At 72.9% G+C, this 20857-nt stretch carries 13 protein-coding genes and 1 tRNA gene; 2 read left to right on the top strand and 12 right to left on the bottom strand.

Going from position 1 to position 20857, the window contains the following annotated elements:
- Positions 1-41 precede the first annotated feature (41 nt).
- Positions 42-1001, top strand: coding sequence for a D-2-hydroxyacid dehydrogenase family protein (locus ACI2LW_RS08905; protein WP_404730488.1), 960 nt, complete (start codon positions 42-44; stop codon positions 999-1001).
- Between the two features lie 214 nt (positions 1002-1215).
- The gene (locus tag ACI2LW_RS08910; RefSeq protein WP_404730489.1) at positions 1216-1530 is read left to right on the top strand and encodes a hypothetical protein; all 315 of its coding nucleotides are present in this window, start codon (positions 1216-1218) and stop codon (positions 1528-1530) included.
- A 64-nt stretch (positions 1531-1594) separates the two neighbouring features.
- Here ACI2LW_RS08910 and ACI2LW_RS08915 read toward each other — a convergent pair whose 3' ends face one another.
- From ACI2LW_RS08915 to bldG, 12 genes are all read right to left on the bottom strand, one after another.
- Positions 1595-3562, bottom strand: coding sequence for a YncE family protein (locus ACI2LW_RS08915; protein ID WP_404730490.1), 1968 nt, complete (start codon positions 3560-3562; stop codon positions 1595-1597).
- Between the two features lie 221 nt (positions 3563-3783).
- A tRNA-Thr gene (locus ACI2LW_RS08920) sits at positions 3784-3860 on the bottom strand.
- 108 nt (positions 3861-3968) lie between these two features.
- The gene (locus ACI2LW_RS08925; RefSeq protein ID WP_404730491.1) at positions 3969-5582 is read right to left on the bottom strand and encodes an alpha/beta hydrolase; all 1614 of its coding nucleotides are present in this window, start codon (positions 5580-5582) and stop codon (positions 3969-3971) included.
- A 160-nt stretch (positions 5583-5742) separates the two neighbouring features.
- Positions 5743-6948, bottom strand: coding sequence for a DNA polymerase III subunit delta' (locus tag ACI2LW_RS08930; protein WP_404730492.1), 1206 nt, complete (start codon positions 6946-6948; stop codon positions 5743-5745).
- 250 nt (positions 6949-7198) lie between these two features.
- Positions 7199-10600, bottom strand: coding sequence for a dTMP kinase (gene tmk, locus ACI2LW_RS08935; protein WP_404730493.1), 3402 nt, complete (start codon positions 10598-10600; stop codon positions 7199-7201).
- 126 nt (positions 10601-10726) lie between these two features.
- Positions 10727-13573, bottom strand: a complete 2847-nt coding sequence (gene topA, locus ACI2LW_RS08940) for a type I DNA topoisomerase (protein ID WP_404730494.1) — start codon at positions 13571-13573, stop codon at positions 10727-10729.
- 247 nt (positions 13574-13820) lie between these two features.
- Positions 13821-14018 (bottom strand): hypothetical protein, encoded by a 198-nt coding sequence (locus ACI2LW_RS08945; RefSeq protein ID WP_404730495.1) that lies wholly within the window; start codon positions 14016-14018, stop codon positions 13821-13823.
- A 184-nt stretch (positions 14019-14202) separates the two neighbouring features.
- Positions 14203-15732: a methyltransferase gene (locus ACI2LW_RS08950; RefSeq protein ID WP_404730603.1), complete on the bottom strand. Its 1530-nt coding sequence runs from the start codon at positions 15730-15732 to the stop codon at positions 14203-14205.
- 267 nt (positions 15733-15999) lie between these two features.
- Entirely contained in the window at positions 16000-16605 is a 606-nt protein-coding gene (locus ACI2LW_RS08955; RefSeq protein WP_404730496.1) for a small secreted protein, read from the bottom strand.
- Positions 16606-16799: 194 nt separating this feature from the next.
- Positions 16800-19205, bottom strand: a complete 2406-nt coding sequence (locus tag ACI2LW_RS08960) for a sodium-translocating pyrophosphatase (RefSeq protein ID WP_404730497.1) — start codon at positions 19203-19205, stop codon at positions 16800-16802.
- Between the two features lie 712 nt (positions 19206-19917).
- Entirely contained in the window at positions 19918-20343 is a 426-nt protein-coding gene (locus ACI2LW_RS08965; protein ID WP_404730498.1) for an ATP-binding protein, read from the bottom strand.
- 109 nt (positions 20344-20452) lie between these two features.
- Positions 20453-20794, bottom strand: a complete 342-nt coding sequence (gene bldG / locus ACI2LW_RS08970; RefSeq protein ID WP_404730499.1) for an anti-sigma factor antagonist BldG — start codon at positions 20792-20794, stop codon at positions 20453-20455.
- Positions 20795-20857: the final 63 nt, after the last annotated feature.

Raw genomic sequence — 20857 nt, forward strand, 5'->3', positions numbered from 1 at the left:
CCGCCCACCCGCCGCACCGTGCCTCAGGGGGAGAAACCGCCATGCGTCTGCGCTGTGCCGTACTCGACGACTTCCAGGGCGTCGCCACCACCGTCGCCGACTGGTCGCCGCTCCAGGACCGGGTGGAGGTGGTGTCCTTCACCCGGCACCACACCACCGAGGACGAACTGGCCGCGGCGCTGGCGGACTTCGACATCGTGGTCACCCTGCGCGAACGCGTGCCCTTCCCCGCCTCGCTGCTCGACCGGCTGCCGCGTCTGAAGCTGCTGGTCGCCTCCGGTATGCGCAACTCGGTGATCGACTACGCGGCGGCCCGGGCCAACGGCGTGACCGTCTGCGGCACGGAGAGCTCCTCCACCCCGCCCGTCGAACTCACCTGGGCCCTGCTGCTCGGCCTGGCCCGGGGCATCGTCACCGAGAACGAGGCGCTCCGCTCCGGCGGCCCCTGGCAGTCCACGCTGGGCGCCGACCTGCACGGCCGCCGGCTGGGCCTGCTCGGTCTGGGCAAGATCGGCGGCCGGGTCGCGCAGGTGGGCCTGGCCTTCGGCATGCACGTGACGGCCTGGAGCAGCAACCTCACGCGGGAGCGGGCCGACGAGGTCGGCGCCGAACTGGCGGCGTCCAAGGAGGAACTCCTCGCGACCAGCGACTTCGTCTCCGTCCACCTGGCCCTCGGCGACCGGACCCGCGGCCTGCTGGGCGCCCCGGAACTCGCCCTGATGAAACCCACCGCCTACCTGGTCAACACCTCGCGCGCCGCGATCGTCGACCAGGACGCCCTGCTGGCGGCCCTGCACGAGGGACGCATCGCCGGCGCGGCCGTGGACGTCTTCGACACCGAACCGCTCCCGGCCGGCCACCCGATGCGCACCGCGCCCCGCCTGCTGGCGACCCCCCACCTGGGCTATGTCTCACGGGCGAACTACGAGCGCTACTACGGGCAGGCCGTGCAGGCCGCCGAGGCGTACCTGGCGGGCACCCCCGTACGCGTCCTGGGCTGAGCCCCGGGCCCCCGGGGCCGGCCGCCGGCCCACGGGGGCGTCCCGGGCCCGCTGTCGTGCCCCGGGCCCGCGGTCGTGCCGTCGAACCTGCTCGAATCGTGGCGCGGAAGGTCGCGGCGGCCGGCCCGTCCGGCGCAGCCTGGTGGCTCGCAGATCGCGGCCGGGGGACGTCGGCGCAGGTCGGCGTACGTCGGCGCTCGATGAAGGGGAACGCATGACCAGCAGTTGGACCCACGTGGTACGGGCGGTGGCCGTCGTCGCGCTGGCGGCCGGCGGGATGGCGGGCATGGGCTCCACCGCGCAGGCCGCCCCGACCGGATGCGACGCGCACGCCCTCTCCAACGGCTACTACGTGTACTGCGCCGGCGGGAGCGGACAGTACCGCGCCGCCGTCACCTGCTGGTACAACCACGGCACCCAGAGCCGCAGCCGGTACGGCGTGTGGCGTAACGCCGGAGGACTGCCCTCCCAGGTCAGCTGTCTGAGCAGCGAGGAACTGGGCGGCTACCGCACCGAGAAGAAGGGCTGACCCGGCCCCGCCGTGCGCGCCGGAAGGCCGCCCCGCACCCGGGAGCGGCCTTCCGGCGGACGGGCTACTTCGTGAAGCAGATGTACTTCCACGGCCCGTAGGTCGTGGAGTTCACGCTGTCGCCCGAGGTGCCGTTGATGTAGGCGGAGCGCACACGGGCGCGGATGCCGGACTCCCGGGGTGCCGCGAGCCTGACGGCGGACTTGCCGTTGGCGGCCAGCGCGAAGTACTCGCTGCCGGAGTCGTACCACTTGCCCTGGTAGTAGACCTCCACCTCGAACCGCTGCTTGCGGCCCTTGTAGTAGGTCATGGTGGTGGTGAACGTCGGCGCGGTGTTCTTGTGGAACCAGTGGTAGTCGGTCTTGCCGATCCTGCCCGTCCGGTAGTGCTTGGAGACGGCCGTCGCAATCCTGACGCGGGCGTAGGACTCGACCTTGACCGTCCTCGGCGCGTAGCGTGCGTCGCCCTTGAAGACCGCGGTGACGGTGGTGTCGCGGGTCATGTCCACGGTCGCGGAGAGGTCGCCGTGGGAGTTGACCCTGCCGGTCCTGAGGAGCTTCTTCGGCTTGTCGCCGCCGTAGGGGTCGGCCCACAGTTCGACCGTGCGGTTGGTGTAGGTGGTCCCCAGGTGGGCGGTGAAGGAGACGTCGGTGCCGTAGGCGTAGACGCTCTTGTTGTGGTTGAGCGTCAGGGCCGGGGTGGCGCGCGAGACGTTCACCGCGGTCGAGGCGGACGCCGGCAGGTGGTCCGCGTCGCCCGCGTAGGACACCTTGTACGTGACCTTGCCGCCGGCGGGGGGCGTGTCGCTGAAGGAGAACTTGCCGCCGGCGCCGAGCTTCCTGGTGCCCAGCGACTTCCCGGACGGCGAGGCCAAGTCGGTGCGGGTGACGGTGAGCGGGGTACCGGCGGGCAGCGGCAGCGTGGACTTCAGCGAGCCGGAGACGGTCAGCGCCTTGGCCCGTGGCGCACTGGCCGGGGCGGTGACCGCCAGCGTGCCGGTGTACTTGCGGGGCTCGGTCACCACCGTCAGCGCGAGCCGCTCGCCGTTGTCTACTACGGCGAACAGACGGCTGCCGTCGGGGGCCCACGCGAGCGTGTGCCGGTCGAAGGTGAGGGTCCGCTGCAGATTGCGCACGCTGGCCGGCCGGTCGGCGCCCTTGGCGAAGACGTACGTCTCGCCCCGGTCCTCGAAGTCCTGGTGCGCGCCGGCGACGGTGCCGTCCGGGGCGATGGTGACCGACTCGGGCTCCTCCGGCAGGGGGTAGCTGCGCATGTCGGTGAGGTCGGTGAGCCGGTACTCGGACAGGCCGAGGTCGCCGCGCTTGGCGACCACGAGGCCCGTTCCGTCCGGGGTGAGCGCGGCGTCGTGGTAGAAGCCGCCCTTCTCGGCGGTGGTACGGATCTGCGGGGTGCCGCTGCTGATGTCGTACAGCACGATCGGGGCGTTGCTGATGCCGCCGTCCAGGGCGACCAGCGTGCCGGGCACCTTGGGCGAGGTGAGCAGGATCGGCGGGCTGGACCAGTCGAAGCCGCCGGCGAGGTCGAGGTGCACGGCCGGGGCGTCGCCCGTCAGGTCGACCGCTCCGAGACCCGAGTCCCACTGGTCCCCATAGGAGAACCAGATCCGCCCCTCGGCGACCGCGACACGGGAGGGGTCGGTGCCGGTGCCGGTCGGGTACTCCGCGGTCTGCCGCAGCGTCGCCGTGTCGACGGCGACGATCTTGTCGGCGTCGGTGACGGCGGCGTACAGCGTGCCCGAGTCCGGGCTCAGCGTCATGTGCGTGACCCTGGGCAGGCCGCCGAGCGTGGTCACGACCTTCCCGGCGTAATCGGTGACGACGATCTTGTTGTCACCGCTGATGAAGGTGTGCCGGTGGACACCGTCCACGACGATGTCCTGGAAGCCCCCGTCGTTGATCGGGATGCTGCCGCTGGTGTCCGCCGCCGCGGTGCCCGCGGAACCGAGCGACAGAGCGACCGAGCCGACCAGGACCGCCAACGCGGTCGCGGCCGGAAGCGTGCGTCTGAGCACGAGGCTGTGACCCCCACCCTGGGAAGAGGCCCGCGAGTCCGGGCCCGAAGATCGAACATGAGATCACTCATGAGACACGCGTCGGGGCGAAGGGGTTGTAGCACAGGGGGAGTTGAAGTGCCGGCCCACCACACCGCGGAGCCGAACAGACCCGGCCGGCGCCGTCGCGCCCGCTGAACGAGAAAACCCCAGGTCAGAGCATTCCTGACCTGGGGTTTCAGTGGAGCCGCTTTCGGGATTCGAACCCGAGACCTACGCATTACGAGTGCGTTGCTCTGGCCATCTGAGCTAAAGCGGCGCGTTGCCCGCACCCATGGTGCGATCGGCAACGTCGGTAAGTCTACACAGTTTCGATGGGTGCTTCGTACCCGGTTCGGGTGCGCCGCCGCGGGGGCGGGGGGAGGGGCTATGAGCAGCGCTTTCCCGGGGGCGGCGGGGTGCCGCGGAGCAGGTAGGCGTCGATCGCGGAGTCGATGCAGCGGCTGCCGCGGCCGTACGCGGTGTGGCCGTCGCCGTCGTAGGTGAGCAGGCGGCCGGAGGCGAGCTGGCGGGCCAGGGACTGGGCCCAGTGGTAGGGGGTCGCCGGGTCGCGGGTGGTGCCGACGACCACGATGGGCGCGGCGCCCTTCGCCTCGATGCGGTGCGGTGCGGCGGTGGGGGCCACGGGCCAGTACGCGCAGTTCAGGGCCGACCAGGCCAGCCCCTCGCCGAAGACCGGGGACGCCTTCTCGAAGGCGGGGAGGGACTTCTCCACCTGGTCGGGGGCGGTGAAGGCGGGTGGGAGGTCGAGGCAGTTCACGGCGGCGTTGGCGAACATCAGGTTGCTGTAGTGGCCCTCGGAGTCGCGCTCGTAGTAGCTGTCGGAGAGGGCGAGGAGGGCGGTGCCGTCCTTGTCCTTGCCGGTCATCGCGGAGTTCAGCGCCTCGCGCAGCTGCGGCCAGGCGCTCTGGTCGTACATCGCCGCGATCACGCCCGTGGTGGCCAGCGCCTCGCCGAGCCGGCGGCCGTCCGGGTCGCCGGTGGAGAGGGGGGAGGCGTCCAGCCGGCGGAAGAAGGCCGCGAGGCGGTCGCCGGCCTGCCTCGGCGTCGTGCCCGGGCCGCCCAGCGGGCAGTCGCTCTGCCGCACGCAGTCCCTCGCGAAGGCGGTGAACGCCGTCTCGAAACCCGCCGCCTGGTCGAGGTTGACCTGACGCGAGGGCAGGGACGGGTCCAGTGCCCCGTCCAGGACCAGACGCCCCACCCGGTCCGGGAACAGCCCGGCGTAGGTGGCGCCCAGGAACGTGCCGTAGGAGGCGCCGACGTAGGTGAGCCGGCGGTCGCCGAGCACCGCCCGCAGGAGGTCCATGTCGCGGGCCGCCTCCACGGTGGACACGTGCCGCAGCAGCCGGGGGTCGTGCGCTCCGCAGCCCTCCGCGAACTTCCGGTACGCCCCGACGAGCGCGTCGACCTCCTTGTGGTCGTCGGGTGTCACGTCGGTCTGCGTGTAGGTGTCCATGTCCCGGTCGTCCAGGCACTCGACGGGCTCGCTGCGGGCGACGCCGCGCGGGTCCATCGCGACCATGTCGTAACGGGCACGGATCTCGGCCGGGTAGCCGGTGGCGGCGTACTGCTGCAGGTAGCCGATGGCCGAGCCGCCGGGCCCGCCCGGGTTCACCAGGAGCGAGCCGAGCGGTTTGCCCTTGCCGGTGGCCTTCTTGCGGGCCACGGCCAGCCGGATGTCGCCCCCGGTGGGCCGCGCGTAGTCCAGCGGCGCCTTCAGGGTGGCGCACTGGAAGCCGGGGACGCCGCAGTCGCGCCAGGTCAGCTTCTGCGCGTAGTACGACGCCAGGGTCGAGGGAGTGGCCTTCGGCAGCGCGGGCAGCACCGTGTCCGCCGCCGGAGGGGTCCTGTGACGGGTGCCGTCCGCGGAGCAGGCCGAGACGAGCAGGGCCGCCGCCGCGGCGAGGACACCGGCCCTGCGGACCGTGCGGGACAGAACCGGACCTCGACCGTCCGGGCGGAGGGCGCGCCTGATGTGCATCGAACGAGCGTAACCGTCCGCGATCCCGGGGGCACTGTATGCGCACAGCGTGGCTCGTAAGAGTGAGGGGAGGGCCGGTGCGCGGGGGCGGAGGCTGGCAGAGGCAGAGGCGGAGGCGGGGCACTGCCCGTCTTCCTCCCGCTCAGCCCGCTCAGCCCGCTCAGCCCGCTCTGAGCGCCATCGTCATCGCCTCCACCGCCAGGAGCGGCGCCACGTTGCGGTCGAGGGCGTCGCGGCAGGCGGCGATGGCCTCTATGCGGCGCAGGGTGGACTCCGGGGAGCTGCCGCGGGCGAGGCGCTCCAGGGTGTCCTCGGCGTCGGCATTGGCGATCGCCACACGGGAGCCGAGCTGGAGGGCGAGCACATCGCGGTACAGGCCGGTGAGGTCGGTCAGGGCGAGGTCGAGGCTGTCGCGCTGGGTGCGGGTGCGGCGGCGCTTCTGCTTGTCCTCCAGGTCCTTCATCACGCCCGCCGTGCCGCGCGGCAGGCGGCCGCCCTGGGCCGCGCCCAGGGCGGCCTTCAGCTCCTCGGTCTCCTTGGAGTCGAGTTCCTCGGCGAGCACCTTGGCGTCCTCCGTGGCGGCGTCGACCAGCTCCTGGGCCGCCTTGAGGCAGCCGCCGATCTCGTCGATCCGCAGCGGGAGCCTCAGCACGGTGGCGCGGCGCTCGCGCGCGGCCGGGTCGGTGGCCAGGCGGCGGGCCCGGTCCACGTGGCCCTGCGTGGCGCGGGCGGCGGCGGCCGCGACGTCGGGTTCCACGCCCTCGCGGCGCACCAGCATGTCGGCGACGGCGGCCACCGACGGGGTGCGCAGGTTGAGGTGCCGGCAGCGGGAGCGGATCGTGGGCAGGACGTCCTCGATCGAGGGCGCGCACAGCAGCCAGACCGTGCGCGGGGCGGGCTCCTCGACCGCCTTGAGGACGGCGTTGGCGGACTTCTCGTTCAGCCGCTCGGCGTCCTCGACGAGGATCACCTGCCAGCGGCCGTTCGCGGGCGAGGTGAACGACTTGCGGACGGTGTCACGCATGTCCTCGGCGAGGATCTGCGTGCCGACGGCGGCGACCGTGGTGACGTCGGCGTGGGTGCCGATCAGTGCCGTGTGGCAGCCGTCGCAGAAACCGCAGCCGGGGGCGCCGCCCAGCGCGCGGTCGGGGCTCACGCACTGCAGGGCGGCGGCGAAGGCCCGCGCCGTCCGGGTGACCCCGGCTCCGGGCGGTCCGGTGAACAGCCAGGCGTGGGTCATCTTCGACGCCTCCGGCGGCGGAGCGTCACCGGAGGCCGCCGTGACCAGGGCGTCGGCGTCCCGGGCGGCGGCGGCCAGCTGCTCGCCGACCTTCTCCTGCCCGACGAGGTCGTCCCACACGCTCATGGGTCACGCCGCCCTTTCGTCGTCCTGTTCCTTGCTGCCGGTCCTTGCTGCCGGTCCTTGCTGCCGGATCCATTGTGCGGGGAGCCACTGACAACGGGGGGCGGGCGGCGGGCCACGGACGACATGGACCGTGCTGGGCGTGGACCGTGCGGGGCATGGACCGTGTGCGCCGTGGCGCGGCGCGGGCCGTGCGGGGCGGGGGCCGGCGTCAGCGCCTGCGGCCCCCGGTCCCGGCGGGGCAGGGCCCGTGTCAGCGCCTGCGGCCCCGTCCGCGGCCACCGCGGCCACCGCCCTGTCCGTCCCCGCGGCCGTCGCCGGAGTCCTCGTCGTCCCCCTCGTGCGGTCCCAGCAGTTCGTCCGCGAGCGTCGGCAGGTCGTCCAGGGGGGTCTCCTCGGCCCAGTCCGGCCGGGGTCGCCGGCGTGCGCCGCCCTCCTCGACCTGGGGAAGCTCGCGCGTACGTTCGTCGCCCCCGCCGGCGGCGCCACCGGACCGCCCGGTGTCCGCCGGCCGCTCGTCCCGGAACAGGCCCGGCGGCACCCGGTCCGCCGGGTTCGCGTCCGCCGCGACCGCGGGCAGCACCGCCGTGTCGTCGACGGCCGCCTCACCGGAACCGACCGGCGGCAGCACCGCCGTCTCGTCGGCCGCACCCGCGGGCGGCACCGGCGGCAGCACCGCCGTCTCGTCCGCGGCCGGCGCCGGGGCGCTGGGCGCGGGCGGCTTCGGCAGCTTGGCCGTGACCTCCGACTCCGACTCCCCCGCGGCCCACGCGGCACGCCCGGAGGCGGCGCGCGCGGCGCCCGGGGAGCCGCTCGGGGAGGCGTCCGTGGAGATGTCCGTGGAGGCGTCCGTGGAGGCGTTCTCCGCGGGCACCGCCGGCACCGCCGGCAGGACCGCCGTCTCGTCCACCGGGCCGCCCGACGCGTTCGTCGGCGTCACCACGGGGGTCGGCACGGTCACCGCGTCCGGCGGCACCGCCGCCGCGGGAGCCTGTGGCGGTGCCGCCGCGGCCGCGGGAGCCTCCGGCCGGCGCGGGCCCGCCTGCGCGGCCGCGGCCGCCTGCTCCGCCGCCCGACGGGCCTCCTCGGCCCGCAGCAGGGCCTCCTCCGCCTTGCGCTGCTTCTCCAGCCGCCGCTCCTCGGCCTCGGCCCGCAGCCGGGCCTCCTCCTCGGCCTGCCGGCGCCGCCGCTCCTCCTCGGCCTTCCTGCGCGCCTCCTCCTCGGCCCGGGCCCGCTCCTCGGCGAGCAGCCGGGCCTGTTCCTCCTCGGCGCGGCGGCGGGCCTCCTCGGCGCGCTGCCGGGCCTCCTCCGCCTGCCGCTCGGCCTCGCGCCGCTGCGCCTCCTCCAGCTCGCGCCGCTTGCGCTCCTCCTCCTCGGCGCGCAGCCGGGCGAGCTGCTCCTGGCGCTCCCGCTCCAGGCGCTCCTCCTCGGCCTTCCTGCGCGCCTCCTCCTCGGCCTTGCGGCGTGCCTCTTCCTCCGCCTTGCGGCGCGCCTCCTCCTGGGCCTTCAGCTCGGCCTCGGACAGCGGGAGCATCTGGTCCAGCCGGTGCCGGACGACGGTGGTGACGGCCTCGGCCTCCTGGCCGGCGTCCACCACCAGGTAGCGCCCGGGATCGGCGGCGGCCAGCGTCAGGAATCCGGCGCGCACGCGCGCGTGGAACTCGGCCGGCTCGGACTCCAGCCGGTCGGGCGCCTCCGTGAACCGCTCCCGGGCCGTCTCCGGCGAGACGTCCAGCAGGACCGTCAGATGGGGCACCAGTCCGTTCGTCGCCCACCGGGAGATGCGGGCGATCTCCGTCGGGGACAGGTCCCGCCCGGCGCCCTGGTAGGCGACGGAGGAGTCGATGTAGCGGTCGGTGATCACCACCGCGCCGCGCTCCAGGGCGGGCCGTACGACCGTGTCGACGTGCTCCGCGCGGTCGGCGGCGTAGAGCAGTGCCTCCGCGCGGTGCGACAGCCCCTGGGAGGACACGTCGAGCAGGATCGACCGCAGCCGCTTGCCGACCGGGGTGGCGCCCGGTTCGCGGGTGAGGACGACCTCGTGGCCCTTGGCCCTGATCCAGTCGGCGAGGGCCTCGGCCTGGGTGGACTTGCCCGCCCCGTCTCCGCCCTCCAGCGCGATGAAGAAGCCGGAGGAGGCGGGTGCCGTCACCGGGTCGTCGCCGCCGCGCAGGGCGTCCACCAGGTCCTGCCGCAGCGGGACGCCGGAGCGGTCGTCGACCTTGGCGAGCACCAGCGCGGCCACCGGCAGCAGCAGCGCGCCGACCAGCATCAGCGTGAAGGCGGCGCCGCCGTGCGCGAACACGAACCGGCCGTTCTCCAGTCGGTGCGGGCCGATCCCGGCGGCGACCACCGGCGCGAGCACGGCGCCGAGCGCCACGAAGACGCGCACCACCGCGTGCAGGTGCTCGGTCATGCGGGGCCGGCGGTAGTCCTCGGCCTCCTGGTCGAGCAGCGCGTGTCCGGTGTTGGCGGCCACGCCCGCGCCGGTTCCGGCCAGGGCGAGGACCAGCAGGACGGTGGTGACGTCCGGGACGAGCCCGGCGGCGAGCAGGGCGACGCCGGTGAAGGCGATCGCCAGGGCCAGCAGGCGGCGCCGCGACAGCGACACGAGCGCCTTCGGCGCCGTACGGATGCCGGCGACGACCCCGCCGGTCAGGGCGAGCACCGCCAGCCCGTAGAGCACCGGGCCGCCGCCGAGGTCCTTGGCGTGCAGCGCGCAGACGGCGACCGCGGCGGCGATCGCCCCGGCCACCGAGGCGCAGGCGAGCACGAGCAGCGGCACGGCGCCGGTGCGGCCGTTGTCGACGCCGGTGCCCGTCCTGGGGCGGCGCAGCCCCTCGAGCGGCGACCGCGCGCGGGGGGTGCGGGTGCCGGGCAGCTCCAGGTGGGTCAGCACGGACAGGGAGGCGGCGAACAGCCCGGCGGCCACATAGGCGCCGAGGGCCGCCTGGTGCTGGTCGAACCAGGCGATGCCGGTGCCCAGGAGGTTGTTGAGCAGCGAGGCGAGGACCAGGGCGGCGGCGGCCAGCGGGACGGCCGCGAAGGTCGTGCGCAGGGACAGGCGGCGCAGGGCGTCCAGGTGGTCGGGCAGCGGGCGGACGGTGGCGCCCTCGGGCGGCGGGGCGGGCAGCAGCGCGGGGGCCGCGCTCTCCCGGCACACCGTCCACAGGCGCTCGGCGACCCCGGTCACGAAGACGGTGACCAGGAGCAGGACGAGGGCGTGGCCGGGCGTCCAGTCGATCCACAGCGGTGCGACGAGCAGCAGCAAGGCCCGCGCCCCGTCCGCGCCGACCATGGTCCAGCGCCGGTCGAGCGGGCCCTCCTGGGAGGTCAGCGAGGTGAGCGGGCCGAGCAGGACCGCCCCGAAGAGCACGGTCGCCAGGATGCGCGTCGCGAACACGGTCGCCACCGCCAGCGCCACGCCCCGGTAGCCGCCGCCGAGGGAGCCCTCGGCGACCGCGGCCTGGAGGGCGAGCAGGACCAGGACGAGGAGCGCGAGGGTGTCCGCGACGCCCCCCACCAGATGGGCGCTCCACAGCCGTTTCAGCTGCGGACGGCGCAGCAGGGCGCGGACGGCGCGCTCACGGGAATCCGCTACCAGGGCGTCGTCGGGGGCCGGGGTGTGGGCCGTTGGCTGCTCGGCTCGCGTCATGCGGTCAGCCTATCGGGACGTACCGACAGCGCGTGGTGACCGTCCGAACGTGCGCACGCCCCGGCACCGATGTGGTGCCGGGGTGTGCGAGCGGTGAAGATCCCTGTCCGCACGCGGGGCGCCGGGTCAGTCCTCCGCGGCCTGCGAGGCCGCCGCCTTCTTCGCGGCGGTGGACGCCGTCTTCTTGGCGGCCGTCTTCTTGGCCGTGGTGGTCTTCTTCGCGGCGGTCTTCTTGGCGGCGGTCTTCTTCGCCGCCGTGGACGCCGTCTTCTTCGCCGTCGTCTTCTTGGCCGCGGTCTTCTTCGCGGTCTTCTTGGCCGGGCCCTTGGCGCGCTTCTCCGCGAGCAGCTCGTACCCGCGCTCCGGTGTGATCGTCTCCACGCTGTCGCCGGAGCGCAGCGTCGCGTTGGTCTCGCCGTCGGTGACGTACGGCCCGAAGCGCCCGTCCTTGACCACCACCGGCCTGCCGCTGACCGGGTCCTCGCCCAGTTCCTTCAGCGGCGGCTTGGCCGCGGCGCGACCGCGCTGCTTGGGCTGGGCGTAGATCGCCAGCGCCTCCTCCAGCGTGATCGTGAAGATCTGGTCCTCGGACTGCAGGGAGCGCGAGTCCGTGCCCTTCTTCAGGTACGGGCCGTACCGGCCGTTCTGCGCGGTGATCTCCTGGCCCTCGGGGTCGGTGCCCACCACCCGCGGCAGTGACATCAGCCGCAGCGCGTCGTCCAGGGTGACGGTGTCCAGCGACATCGACTTGAACAGCGACGCCGTGCGCGGCTTGACCGCGTTCTTGCCCGTCTTGGGGGTGCCCTCGGGCAGGACCTCGGTGACGTACGGGCCGTAGCGGCCGGCCTTGGCGACGATCGTGTGACCGGTCGCCGGGTCGGTGCCCAGCTCGACGTCGCCGCTCGGCTTGGCGAGCAGCTCCTCGGCGAGTTCGACGGTCAGCTCGTCGGGCGCCAGGTCGTCGGGGATGTCGGCGCGCTGGTGCTCCTCGGTGTCCTTCTCGCCGCGCTCGATGTACGGGCCGTAGCGGCCCACCCGCAGCACGATGCCGTTGCCGACCGGGAACGAGGACACCTCGCGGGCGTCGATCGCGCCCAGGTCGGTCACCAGCTCCTTGAGGCCGCCGAGGTGGTCCCCGTCGCCGTTGCCGGCCTCGGCCGCCCCGCCGTTGTGGGTGCCCTCGCCGAAGTAGAACCGCTTGAGCCACGGCACGGCCTGCGCCTCGCCGCGCGCGATGCGGTCGAGGTCGTCCTCCATCCGGGCGGTGAAGTCGTAGTCGACGAGCCGCCCGAAGTGCTTCTCCAGCAGGTTGACCACGGCGAAGGACAGGAAGGACGGCACCAGCGCGGTGCCCTTCTTGAACACGTAGCCGCGGTCGAGGATGGTGCCGAGGATCGACGCGTACGTCGACGGCCGGCCGATCTCGCGCTCCTCGAGCTCCTTGACCAGCGACGCCTCGGTGTAGCGGGCCGGGGGCTTGGTGGCGTGCCCGTCCGCGGTGATCTCCTCGGCGCTCAGCGCGTCGCCCTCGGAGACCTGCGGCAGCCGGCGCTCGCGGTCGTCGAGCTCGGCGTTCGGGTCGTCGGCGCCCTCGACGTAGGCCTTCAGGAAGCCGTGGAAGGTGATCGTCTTGCCGGACGCGCTGAACTCGACGTCCCGGCCGTCGGCCGAACGGCCGGCGATGCGCACCGTGACGGAGTTCCCGGTCGCGTCCTTCATCTGGGAGGCGACCGTGCGCTTCCAGATCAGCTCGTAGAGCTTGAACTGGTCGCCGGTCAGCCCGGTCTCGGCCGGGGTGCGGAAACGATCACCCGAGGGGCGGATCGCCTCGTGCGCCTCCTGGGCGTTCTTCACCTTCCCGGCGTACGTCCGCGGCTGCGGCGGCAGGTAGTCGGCGCCGTACAGCTGCGTGACCTGGGCGCGCGCGGCGGAGATCGCCGTCTCGCTCAGGGTGGTGGAGTCCGTACGCATGTAGGTGATGTAGCCGTTCTCGTACAGCTTCTGGGCGATCTGCATGGTCGCCTTGGCGCCGAAGCCGAGCTTGCGGCTCGCCTCCTGCTGCAGCGTCGTCGTACGGAACGGGGCGTACGGCGAGCGGCGGTACGGCTTGGACTCGACGGAGCGCACGGAGAAGCGGGTGTGCTCCAGTGCGGCGGCGAGCGCGCGGGCGTTCGCCTCGTCCAGGTGCAGGGTGTTCGCGGTCTTCAGCTGCCCCAGGGAGTCGAAGTCGCGGCCCTGCGCGACCCGCCGGCCGTCGACCGACTGCAACCGTGCGACCAGGGACGACGGGTCGGACGGGTCACCCGCCCGGCCGGTGGAGAAGGTGCCGGTCAGGTCCCAGTACTCGGCGGAGCGGAACGCCATGCGCTCGCGCTCCCGCTCGACCACGAGCCGGGTCGCGACCGACTGGACGCGGCCGGCCGACAGCCGCGGCATGACCTTCTTCCAGAGCACCGGCGAGACCTCGTAGCCGTAGAGGCGGTCGAGGATGCGCCGGGTCTCCTGGGCGTCGACCAGGCGCTGGTTGAGCTGGCGCGGGTTGGCGACGGCCTCGCGGATGGCGTCCTTGGTGATCTCGTGGAAGACCATGCGCTTGACCGGGATCTTCGGCTTGAGCACCTCCTGGAGGTGCCAGGCGATGGCCTCGCCCTCGCGGTCCTCATCGGTGGCGAGGAAGAGCTCGTCGGAGTCCTTCAGCAGATCCTTGAGCTTCTTGACCTGCGCCTTCTTGTCCGCGTTGATCACATAGATCGGCTGGAAGTCATGTTCTACGTCCACACCGAGGCGCCGGACCTCGCCGGTGTACTTCTCCGGGACCTCCGCGGCCCCGTTCGGAAGGTCGCGGATGTGCCCGACACTCGCTTCGACGACGTAGCCGGGGCCGAGGTAGCCCTTGATCGTCTTCGCCTTGGCAGGCGACTCGACGATGACGAGTCGGCGGCCGCCCTGTGCGGTCTCGCTGGTCGGGGACAACTTCGCTCTTCTCTCCGGTCGGCGCTGGATCTCCCCAGGCCTTGATTTTCCCGGGGTCGGGTCGTGCTGACGCTGCGGAGTGTGACGGTACATCCCGCCCCCGTGTCAAACGGGAAAAGCCCGCAACGGCCACTCGAACGGTAACCCGACTACCGCCCTTCCTGCCGCCCGGAGTGTCCACCAGCACTTTCGCGGCGATGCGGAGTGTGACGTCCCGGTTACCGGGACCGCGGCGCCGCGGCGGTCCTCACAGACGGGTGAAGCACCACGTCCCGACCGCCAGGGCCGCCACGGCGGTGCCGCCCGCGAGGGCCGCGGACGCCGTCCGGTTCACACCGGCGGCGACCGGCCGGCGATGCCGCACCCGGACCGTCGTCCAGAGCAGCAGCGCCGCTCCGAGCAGGGCGAACACCGACCCGGTGAAGATCGCCGGCCCCGTCTCCATCTACGTCCCCTCCCACCTTCCGGATACCCCGGACGGGGAGGCTGGCACGCGCGGACGACACCCGGGCCAACGCCCGGTGAACTCCGGGCGGACGGCCCGGCCGGCCGCGCACCGCGGTCACGCGCCGCGCGCCGCGGTCACGCACCGTGGCCGCGGCGGGTGTCCGACGTGACCGAAAAACAGTTCATTCGGCGGGCTCGAGAAATCCCTGTTCGACCAGGAGCCGGATCTGGGCGGGCGTGCGGTCGCGCAGCACCACCGGGTCCTCACCCATCAGCTGTGCGATGGCGTCGAGGATGCGGCCCGCGCTCAGCGTGCCGTCGCAGACGCCGGCGAAGCCCGCGCCCACGGTGTCCACGGCGGTGGCCCGGCGCATCCCGCGCTGCTGGCGCAGCACGACGTGCTCGGGGTCCTCGGCGCCGGGCAGCCCCACCTGCTCCTGCACGATCTCGCGCACCAGCCGGAAGTGCGCGTCCAGCAGTGCCGCGTCGTCGTGCTCCCGCAGGTAGTCGAGCCGGCGGAAGTGCGCCCGGACCGTGTCGCCGAGCGGCTGCTCGACCGGGTGCGGCCACTCCTCCACGGTGACCGAGGGCACGGCGGCCCCGGCCCTGCGCAGGGTGATCCAGCCGAAGCCCACGGCCCTGACCTTGCGCGCCTCGAACTCCTCCAGCCAGGCGTCGTAGCGCGCCTGGTACTCCGCCGGGTCGACACGGTGGTCTCCGGCGTCCCTGAGCCACAGCTCGGCGTACTGCGTGACGTCCTGCACCTCGCGCTGCACGATCCAGGCGTCGCAGCCGCGCGGCACCCACGACCTGACCCTGTCCTGCCAGTCCTCCCCCTCGACGTGCTGCCAGTTGGCGAGGAACTGGGCGAACCCGCCCTCGTTCAGCCGCGCTCCCGCCTGCTGGACGACCGTGCGGCACAGATCGTCCCCGCCCATGCCGCCGTCGCGGTAGGTGAGCCGGGCGCCGGGAGAGATCACGAAGGGCGGGTTCGACACGATCAGGTCGAACCTCTCGTCGTCGCGCAGCGGCTCGAACAGGGAGCCCTGCCGCAGGTCGGCGGCCGGGGCGCCGGACAGCGCGAGGGTGAGGGCGGTGATGTGCAGGGCGCGCGGGTTGACGTCCGTGGCCGTCACGCGGGTGGCGTGCCGGCCGGCGTGCAGCGCCTGGATGCCGGAGCCGGTGCCGAGGTCGAGCGCGGACGCCACGGGCGTGCGGACCGTGATCCCCGCCAGGGTGGTGGAGGCGCCGCCGACACCGAGGACGACGCCCTCCTCGCGGCTGCCGATCCCGCCCGCGCCGCCCACCGCGCAGCCCAGGTCGGACACGATGAACCAGTCCTCCCCGTCGAGTCCGCCGTACGGCCGTACGTCCACGGTCGCGGCGACCTCGTCCGCGCCGGCGCGCACCAGCCAGCCGGTCTCCAGGCACGCCTCGACGGGCAGGACGTCCGCCACGCGGGCGTGCGGCACGGGCTGCTGCAGCAGGAACAGCCGGACGAGCATCTCCAGCGGCGTGTCCCCGCGCGTGGCCCGCAGCGCGGGCACGGTCTCGCTGCGGGCCAGCGCCGCGTAGGCGGGCGCGCCGAGCAGGTCGAGCAGTCCGTCGGCGGTGAAGGCGGCGCCGAGCAGGGCGTCGCGGAGCCGGGCGGCGACGTCGGGGCGGTCGGCGGCGGGCAGGGCGGGCAGGCGGGAGTCACTCACGCCCACCATTGTGTCGGCTCGCACGGACATCGCACGCGCGCGTGCGGCGCCCCTCGCGGCCGTCCCGGGTCACGGCCGGGCGTTTTCCGGGCGGCCGGCGGTGCCGGGCAGTCGGCGGGTCCGGGCGGCCGGCGGGCCCGGGGCCTCGCGGGCCCGGACGTACGGCGCCTCGCGGGCCCGGAGGTTACGGCGTCCCGGCGCCCGCGGGTCCAAGGCCGCGCGGGCCCGGACGTACGGCGTGCCGGGCGCCCGCGGGTACGGCCCCGGGCGCCCGGGTCAGCCGTTGGTCGCCGGGGCGCTCGCCGAGGACGCGGCGGACTTGCAGCTCGGCTGCCGGGCCATCGCCTTGCCGACGTCGCCCTCCTCGAGGTTCTTCAGGGCGTCGCTGCCGGTCCTGCTCAGCTTGTCCAGCTGGGTGGCGATCTCCTTCAGACCGTCGGCGAACTTCGCCTGGTCCTTGGTGTTCAGCTTGTCCACCTGCTGCTTCAGGGAGACGTAGGAGGCGCTGAGCGCGTTGAGCTCCTTGACGGCGTCCTGCTGCTTCTTGCGGCCGTTGTCGACGTCGGGGGCGCCGGCCCGGTTCACCGCGGCGCCGATCGCCTTGTAGGCGTCGGCCATGTCCTGGAAGGCCTGTGCGTCGGTCTTCTGCACGGTCTTCGTCGGGCTGTTGTCGGAGGTCTCCTTCTGGATCGCGGCGCTGGCGGCCTCGATCTTCTTCGCCTGCGGCTGCACCGCGTCGCACACCTGCTTGGCCCAGGAGTTCAGCGCGTCGTTCTTGTCGTCGCCGCCGTTGCTGCTGCATCCCGTCAGTGCCAGTACCAGTACCGCACCGCCGGACAGCGCGGCCGCGAGCTTCTTGTTCACCGGTTTGGTCCCTTCCATGGCTCTCGGCCCCGGAACATACACGCCGTATGGGCGACAACCGGGAGTCGGACGCCCGGTACGACCCGTCTTGCAGCCATTTGCACCAAGCGAGAGAAGGCTCACGGGGACGGCGCGTCCGCGCAGACGGCGGGCGGGCGACGCGTGGTGCGCGCCGCCCGCCCGCCGCTCGAACCGGGCCGGAACGAAACCGCCTACGACACCACCGCGGGATCGGCCGGCTTGGACACCCGCTCGGCGTCGTCCTCGTCACCCACGGCGATTCCGCGCCGCTTGGAGACGTAGACCGCGCCGACGATGACGATCAGCGCGAGGACCGCGATGCCGATCCGTACGCCGAGGTTCTTGTCGTCGCCGTAGCTGAACTTGATGACCGCGGGCGCGATCAGCAGCGACACCAGGTTCATCACCTTCAGCAGCGGGTTGATCGCGGGACCGGCGGTGTCCTTGAAGGGATCGCCGACCGTGTCGCCGATGACGGTGGCGGAGTGGGCCTCGCTGCCCTTGCCGCCGTGGTGGCCGTCCTCGACGAGTTTCTTGGCGTTGTCCCAGGCGCCGCCGGAGTTGGCGAGGAACACCGCCATCAGCGTGCCCGCGCCGATGGCGCCCGCGAGGTAGGAGCCGAGCGCGCCGACGCCGAGCGTGAAGCCGATGAAGATCGGCGCCATCACGGCGAGCAGTCCCGGGGTGGCCAGTTCGCGCAGGGCGTCCTTGGTGCAGATGTCGACGACCTTGCCGTACTCGGGCTTCTCGCTGAAGTCCATGATCCCGGGCTTCTCGCGGAACTGCCGTCGCACCTCGAACACCACCGCACCCGCCGACCGCGACACCGCGTTGATCGCCAGCCCCGAGAAGAGGAAGACGACCGCCGCGCCGGCGATGAGCCCGACGAGGTTGTTGGGCTGCGAGATGTCCATCATCAGGCTCAGCGGAGCGCCCGCCCCGGAGAGTCTCTCGCCCACGTCCTGCGCCCCGGTGGTGATCGCGTCGCGGTAGGACCCGAACAGCGCCGAGGCCGCCAGGACGGCGGTGGCGATGGCGATGCCCTTGGTGATGGCCTTGGTGGTGTTGCCCACCGCGTCCAGGTTGGTGAGCACCTGCGCCCCGGCGCCCTCGACGTCGCCGGACATCTCCGCGATGCCCTGCGCGTTGTCGGAGACCGGGCCGAAGGTGTCCATGGCGACGATCACGCCGACCGTGGTGAGCAGGCCGGTGCCGGCCAGCGCCACCGCGAACAGCGCCAGCATGATCGACGTACCGCCGAGCAGGAACGCCCCGTAGACGCCGAGGCCGATCAGCAGGGCGGTGTAGACGGCCGACTCCAGGCCGACGGAGATGCCGGCGAGGACGACGGTGGCCGGGCCGGTGAGGGAGGTCTTGCCGATGTCCCGGACGGGACGCCGGCTGGTCTCGGTGAAGTAGCCGGTCAGCTGCTGGATCACGGCGGCCAGCAGGATGCCGATGGCCACGGCGACCAGCGCCAGGACGCGCGGATCGCCGTCCTTGCCGCTGATGGCCGCGTCGCCGACACCGGTCAGATCGGAGTACCTGGACGGGAGATAGGTGTAGACGGCCACCGCGACCAGCGCGAGCGAGATCACCGCGGAGATGAAGAAGCCGCGGTTGATCGCGGACATGCCGCTGCGGTCGGCCCGGCGCGGTGCCACCGCGAAGATGCCGATCATGGCCGTGATCACGCCGATCGCCGGCACCAGCAGCGGGAAGGCGAGCCCGTCGTTGCCGAAGGCCGCCTTGCCGAGGATCAGCGCGGCGACCAGCGTGACGGCGTACGACTCGAAGAGGTCCGCCGCCATACCGGCGCAGTCGCCGACGTTGTCGCCCACGTTGTCGGCGATGGTCGCGGCATTGCGCGGATCGTCCTCCGGAATGCCCTGCTCGACCTTGCCGACCAGGTCGGCGCCGACGTCGGCGGCCTTGGTGAAGATGCCGCCGCCGACCCGCATGAACATCGCGATGAGCGCCGCGCCGAGGCCGAAGCCCTCGAGCACCTTCGGCGCGTCGGCCGCGTACACCAGCACCACACAGGAGGCGCCCAGCAGGCCGAGCCCCACCGTGAACATGCCGACGACGCCGCCCGTGCGGAATGCGATCTTCATGGCTTTGTGCGAGACGGCGGTGAGATCCTTTTCGGGCTCGCCTTCCGCCGGAGTCGCCTCCCGGGCCGCCGCGGCGACACGCACGTTGGTGCGTACGGCGAGCCACATGCCGATATAACCGGTGGCGGCCGAGAAGGCGGCGCCGATCAGGAAGAACACCGACCGTCCGGCGCGCTGATTCCAGTCGTCCGCGGGCAGCAGCATGAGCAGGAAGAACACCACGACGGCGAAAACGCCGAGGGTGCGCAGCTGACGGCCCAGATAGGCCTTGGCGCCTTCCTGCACCGCTTCCGCGATCTTCTTCATGCTGTCGGTGCCCTCGCCCGCCGCGAGCACCTGGCGCACCAGGACGCCGGCGACCACGAGCGCGGCCAGCGCGACGACCGCGATCACCGCCACGATGATGCGATTGTCGTCGGTGAGCACCGCGGCTGCGAGGGTTGTGGGTTGGCCCAACTGATGAGGGGTAGAAAGCCCCGCCATTCGTCCTCCTTGACGCTTGGGCTGAGCTCAAGATGTGGACGGATTGTAGGTACCGGAACACGATCAAAACAGTGCGCGGTAAAGGGAATCGGCCTTCACATGCTCCTCAGCAAATGATCGGCCTGCCCTCACGGAACCCGAAAGCGGTAATGCCCCTGAAGCATTGACGCTTGATCCATTATCGGCCTATTGATCGTGAAGGAATTCACGAAATCGCTGTACGCCTACTGTATGCCTGGTCGCCGTCATACCGACATGCCGAAGGCCCCCCTTCGGCGGGGCCCTTCGGTAGTGGCGCCGGGACCGGAGGCGGCCCCGCGGCCGAACGGGCGGCGCGCCGCCGGCGAACGAACGGTTCGCAGCGCGAACGGACGACGTGCGTTCACTTCGCGCGGGAACGGACTGCGGACGGGCGGCCCGGACCGGGACAGGGGATCACAACGGGGACAGACGGGGCGGTGCCGGAGGCGACCCCGACTCGGCCGAGCGGTCGGCGGGTGGGTGGTCCCGGGCGGTCCGCGGGTGGGTGGTCCCGGGCGGTCCGGACGGCGGGTCCCGGGCGGCGGCCCGAGCTCGGACAGGGCGGGCGGTCCGGGCTCGGCCGAACGGGTGCGCCGTCCCGGTCAGGCGGACGGCCCGAGCGGGCGGTCCGGACGGTCGGAGCCCGGACAGGCGGGCGGTCCGGGCGCGTTGGGCGGGTGGGCCGCTCGGGTCAGGTGAGTTCCGCGGGCGGCGGTGTGGTCGGCCAGGTCATCCTGATGGACCCGCCGTGCTCGCCGGCCGAGACCTGCACGTCGTCGACGAGGCCGCTGATGACCGCGAGGCCCATCTCGTCCTCCTCGGCCTCGTCCGCGGCCCCCGGGGCGCCCCCGGCGGCGTGCGACGCGTGCCGCGCCTCGTCGCCGACCTCGATGGAGAACTGTTTCTCCTCCTCGATCAACAGCACCTTCACCGGTGCCACGATCCCGCTGTTCTGGTGCAGCCCGACGGCACGGCTGCAGGCCTCACCGACGGCGAGCCGCACCTCGTCGAGGGCGGCCTCGTCCACTCCGGCCCTGCGCGCCACCGCTGCCGCCACCAGACGGGCGGTCCTGACGTGTTCGGGCAGCGCGCTGAAGCGGAGTTCGACGGTGGCCATGCATCCCCCTCTGAGCTACGGGCGTGCTACGCGAGGGGCCGGGCCGCACTCGGGCCCGGTCCCCCGCGGATACTTCCTCCACCCCGGGCCGCCGGCCCGGGACCGGCGGTCAGTCGGTGGCCGCCACCGCTTCCTCGACCGAGCTGTGAATGGGGAACACCTTGGTCAGGCCGGTGATGCGGAAGATCTTGAGAATGCGCTCCTGGTTGCAGACCAGGCGCAGCGAGCCCTCATGGGCACGCACTCGCTTCAGACCACCGACCAGCACGCCGAGCCCGGTGGAGTCGAGGAAGTCCACGCCCTCCATGTCAACGACGAGGTGGAAATTCCCGTCGTTCACCAGCTCGACCAGCTGCTCGCGCAGCTTGGGCGCGGTATATACGTCGATTTCGCCACCGACCTCGACGACCGTACGATCGCCGACGGTACGGGTCGACAGGGACAGGTCCACGGATCCTCCAGCACCTTGCTATCGAGCGGTCGCCCCTCGGGCACCTCGGCTTGAAGCCCCCGG

Origin of the sequence: Streptomyces sp. NPDC004065 (assembly GCF_044903565.1) — a bacterium.
Taxonomy (GTDB): domain Bacteria; phylum Actinomycetota; class Actinomycetes; order Streptomycetales; family Streptomycetaceae; genus Streptomyces.

Excerpts from the sequence above, each read along its gene's own strand:
- ACI2LW_RS08925 (WP_404730491.1), bottom strand. The coding sequence starts at position 5,582 with ATGCACATCAGGCGCGCCCTCCGCCCGGACGGTCGAGGTCCGGTTCTG.
- ACI2LW_RS08955 (WP_404730496.1), bottom strand. The coding sequence starts at position 16,605 with ATGGAAGGGACCAAACCGGTGAACAAGAAGCTCGCGGCCGCGCTGTCC.
- ACI2LW_RS08950 (WP_404730603.1), bottom strand. The coding sequence starts at position 15,732 with ATGGTGGGCGTGAGTGACTCCCGCCTGCCCGCCCTGCCCGCCGCCGAC.
- ACI2LW_RS08945 (WP_404730495.1), bottom strand. The coding sequence starts at position 14,018 with ATGGAGACGGGGCCGGCGATCTTCACCGGGTCGGTGTTCGCCCTGCTC.
- ACI2LW_RS08930 (WP_404730492.1), bottom strand. The coding sequence starts at position 6,948 with ATGAGCGTGTGGGACGACCTCGTCGGGCAGGAGAAGGTCGGCGAGCAG.
- tmk (WP_404730493.1), bottom strand. The coding sequence starts at position 10,600 with ATGACGCGAGCCGAGCAGCCAACGGCCCACACCCCGGCCCCCGACGAC.
- ACI2LW_RS08965 (WP_404730498.1), bottom strand. The coding sequence starts at position 20,343 with ATGGCCACCGTCGAACTCCGCTTCAGCGCGCTGCCCGAACACGTCAGG.
- ACI2LW_RS08910 (WP_404730489.1), top strand. The coding sequence starts at position 1,216 with ATGACCAGCAGTTGGACCCACGTGGTACGGGCGGTGGCCGTCGTCGCG.
- ACI2LW_RS08960 (WP_404730497.1), bottom strand. The coding sequence starts at position 19,205 with ATGGCGGGGCTTTCTACCCCTCATCAGTTGGGCCAACCCACAACCCTC.
- ACI2LW_RS08905 (WP_404730488.1), top strand. The coding sequence starts at position 42 with ATGCGTCTGCGCTGTGCCGTACTCGACGACTTCCAGGGCGTCGCCACC.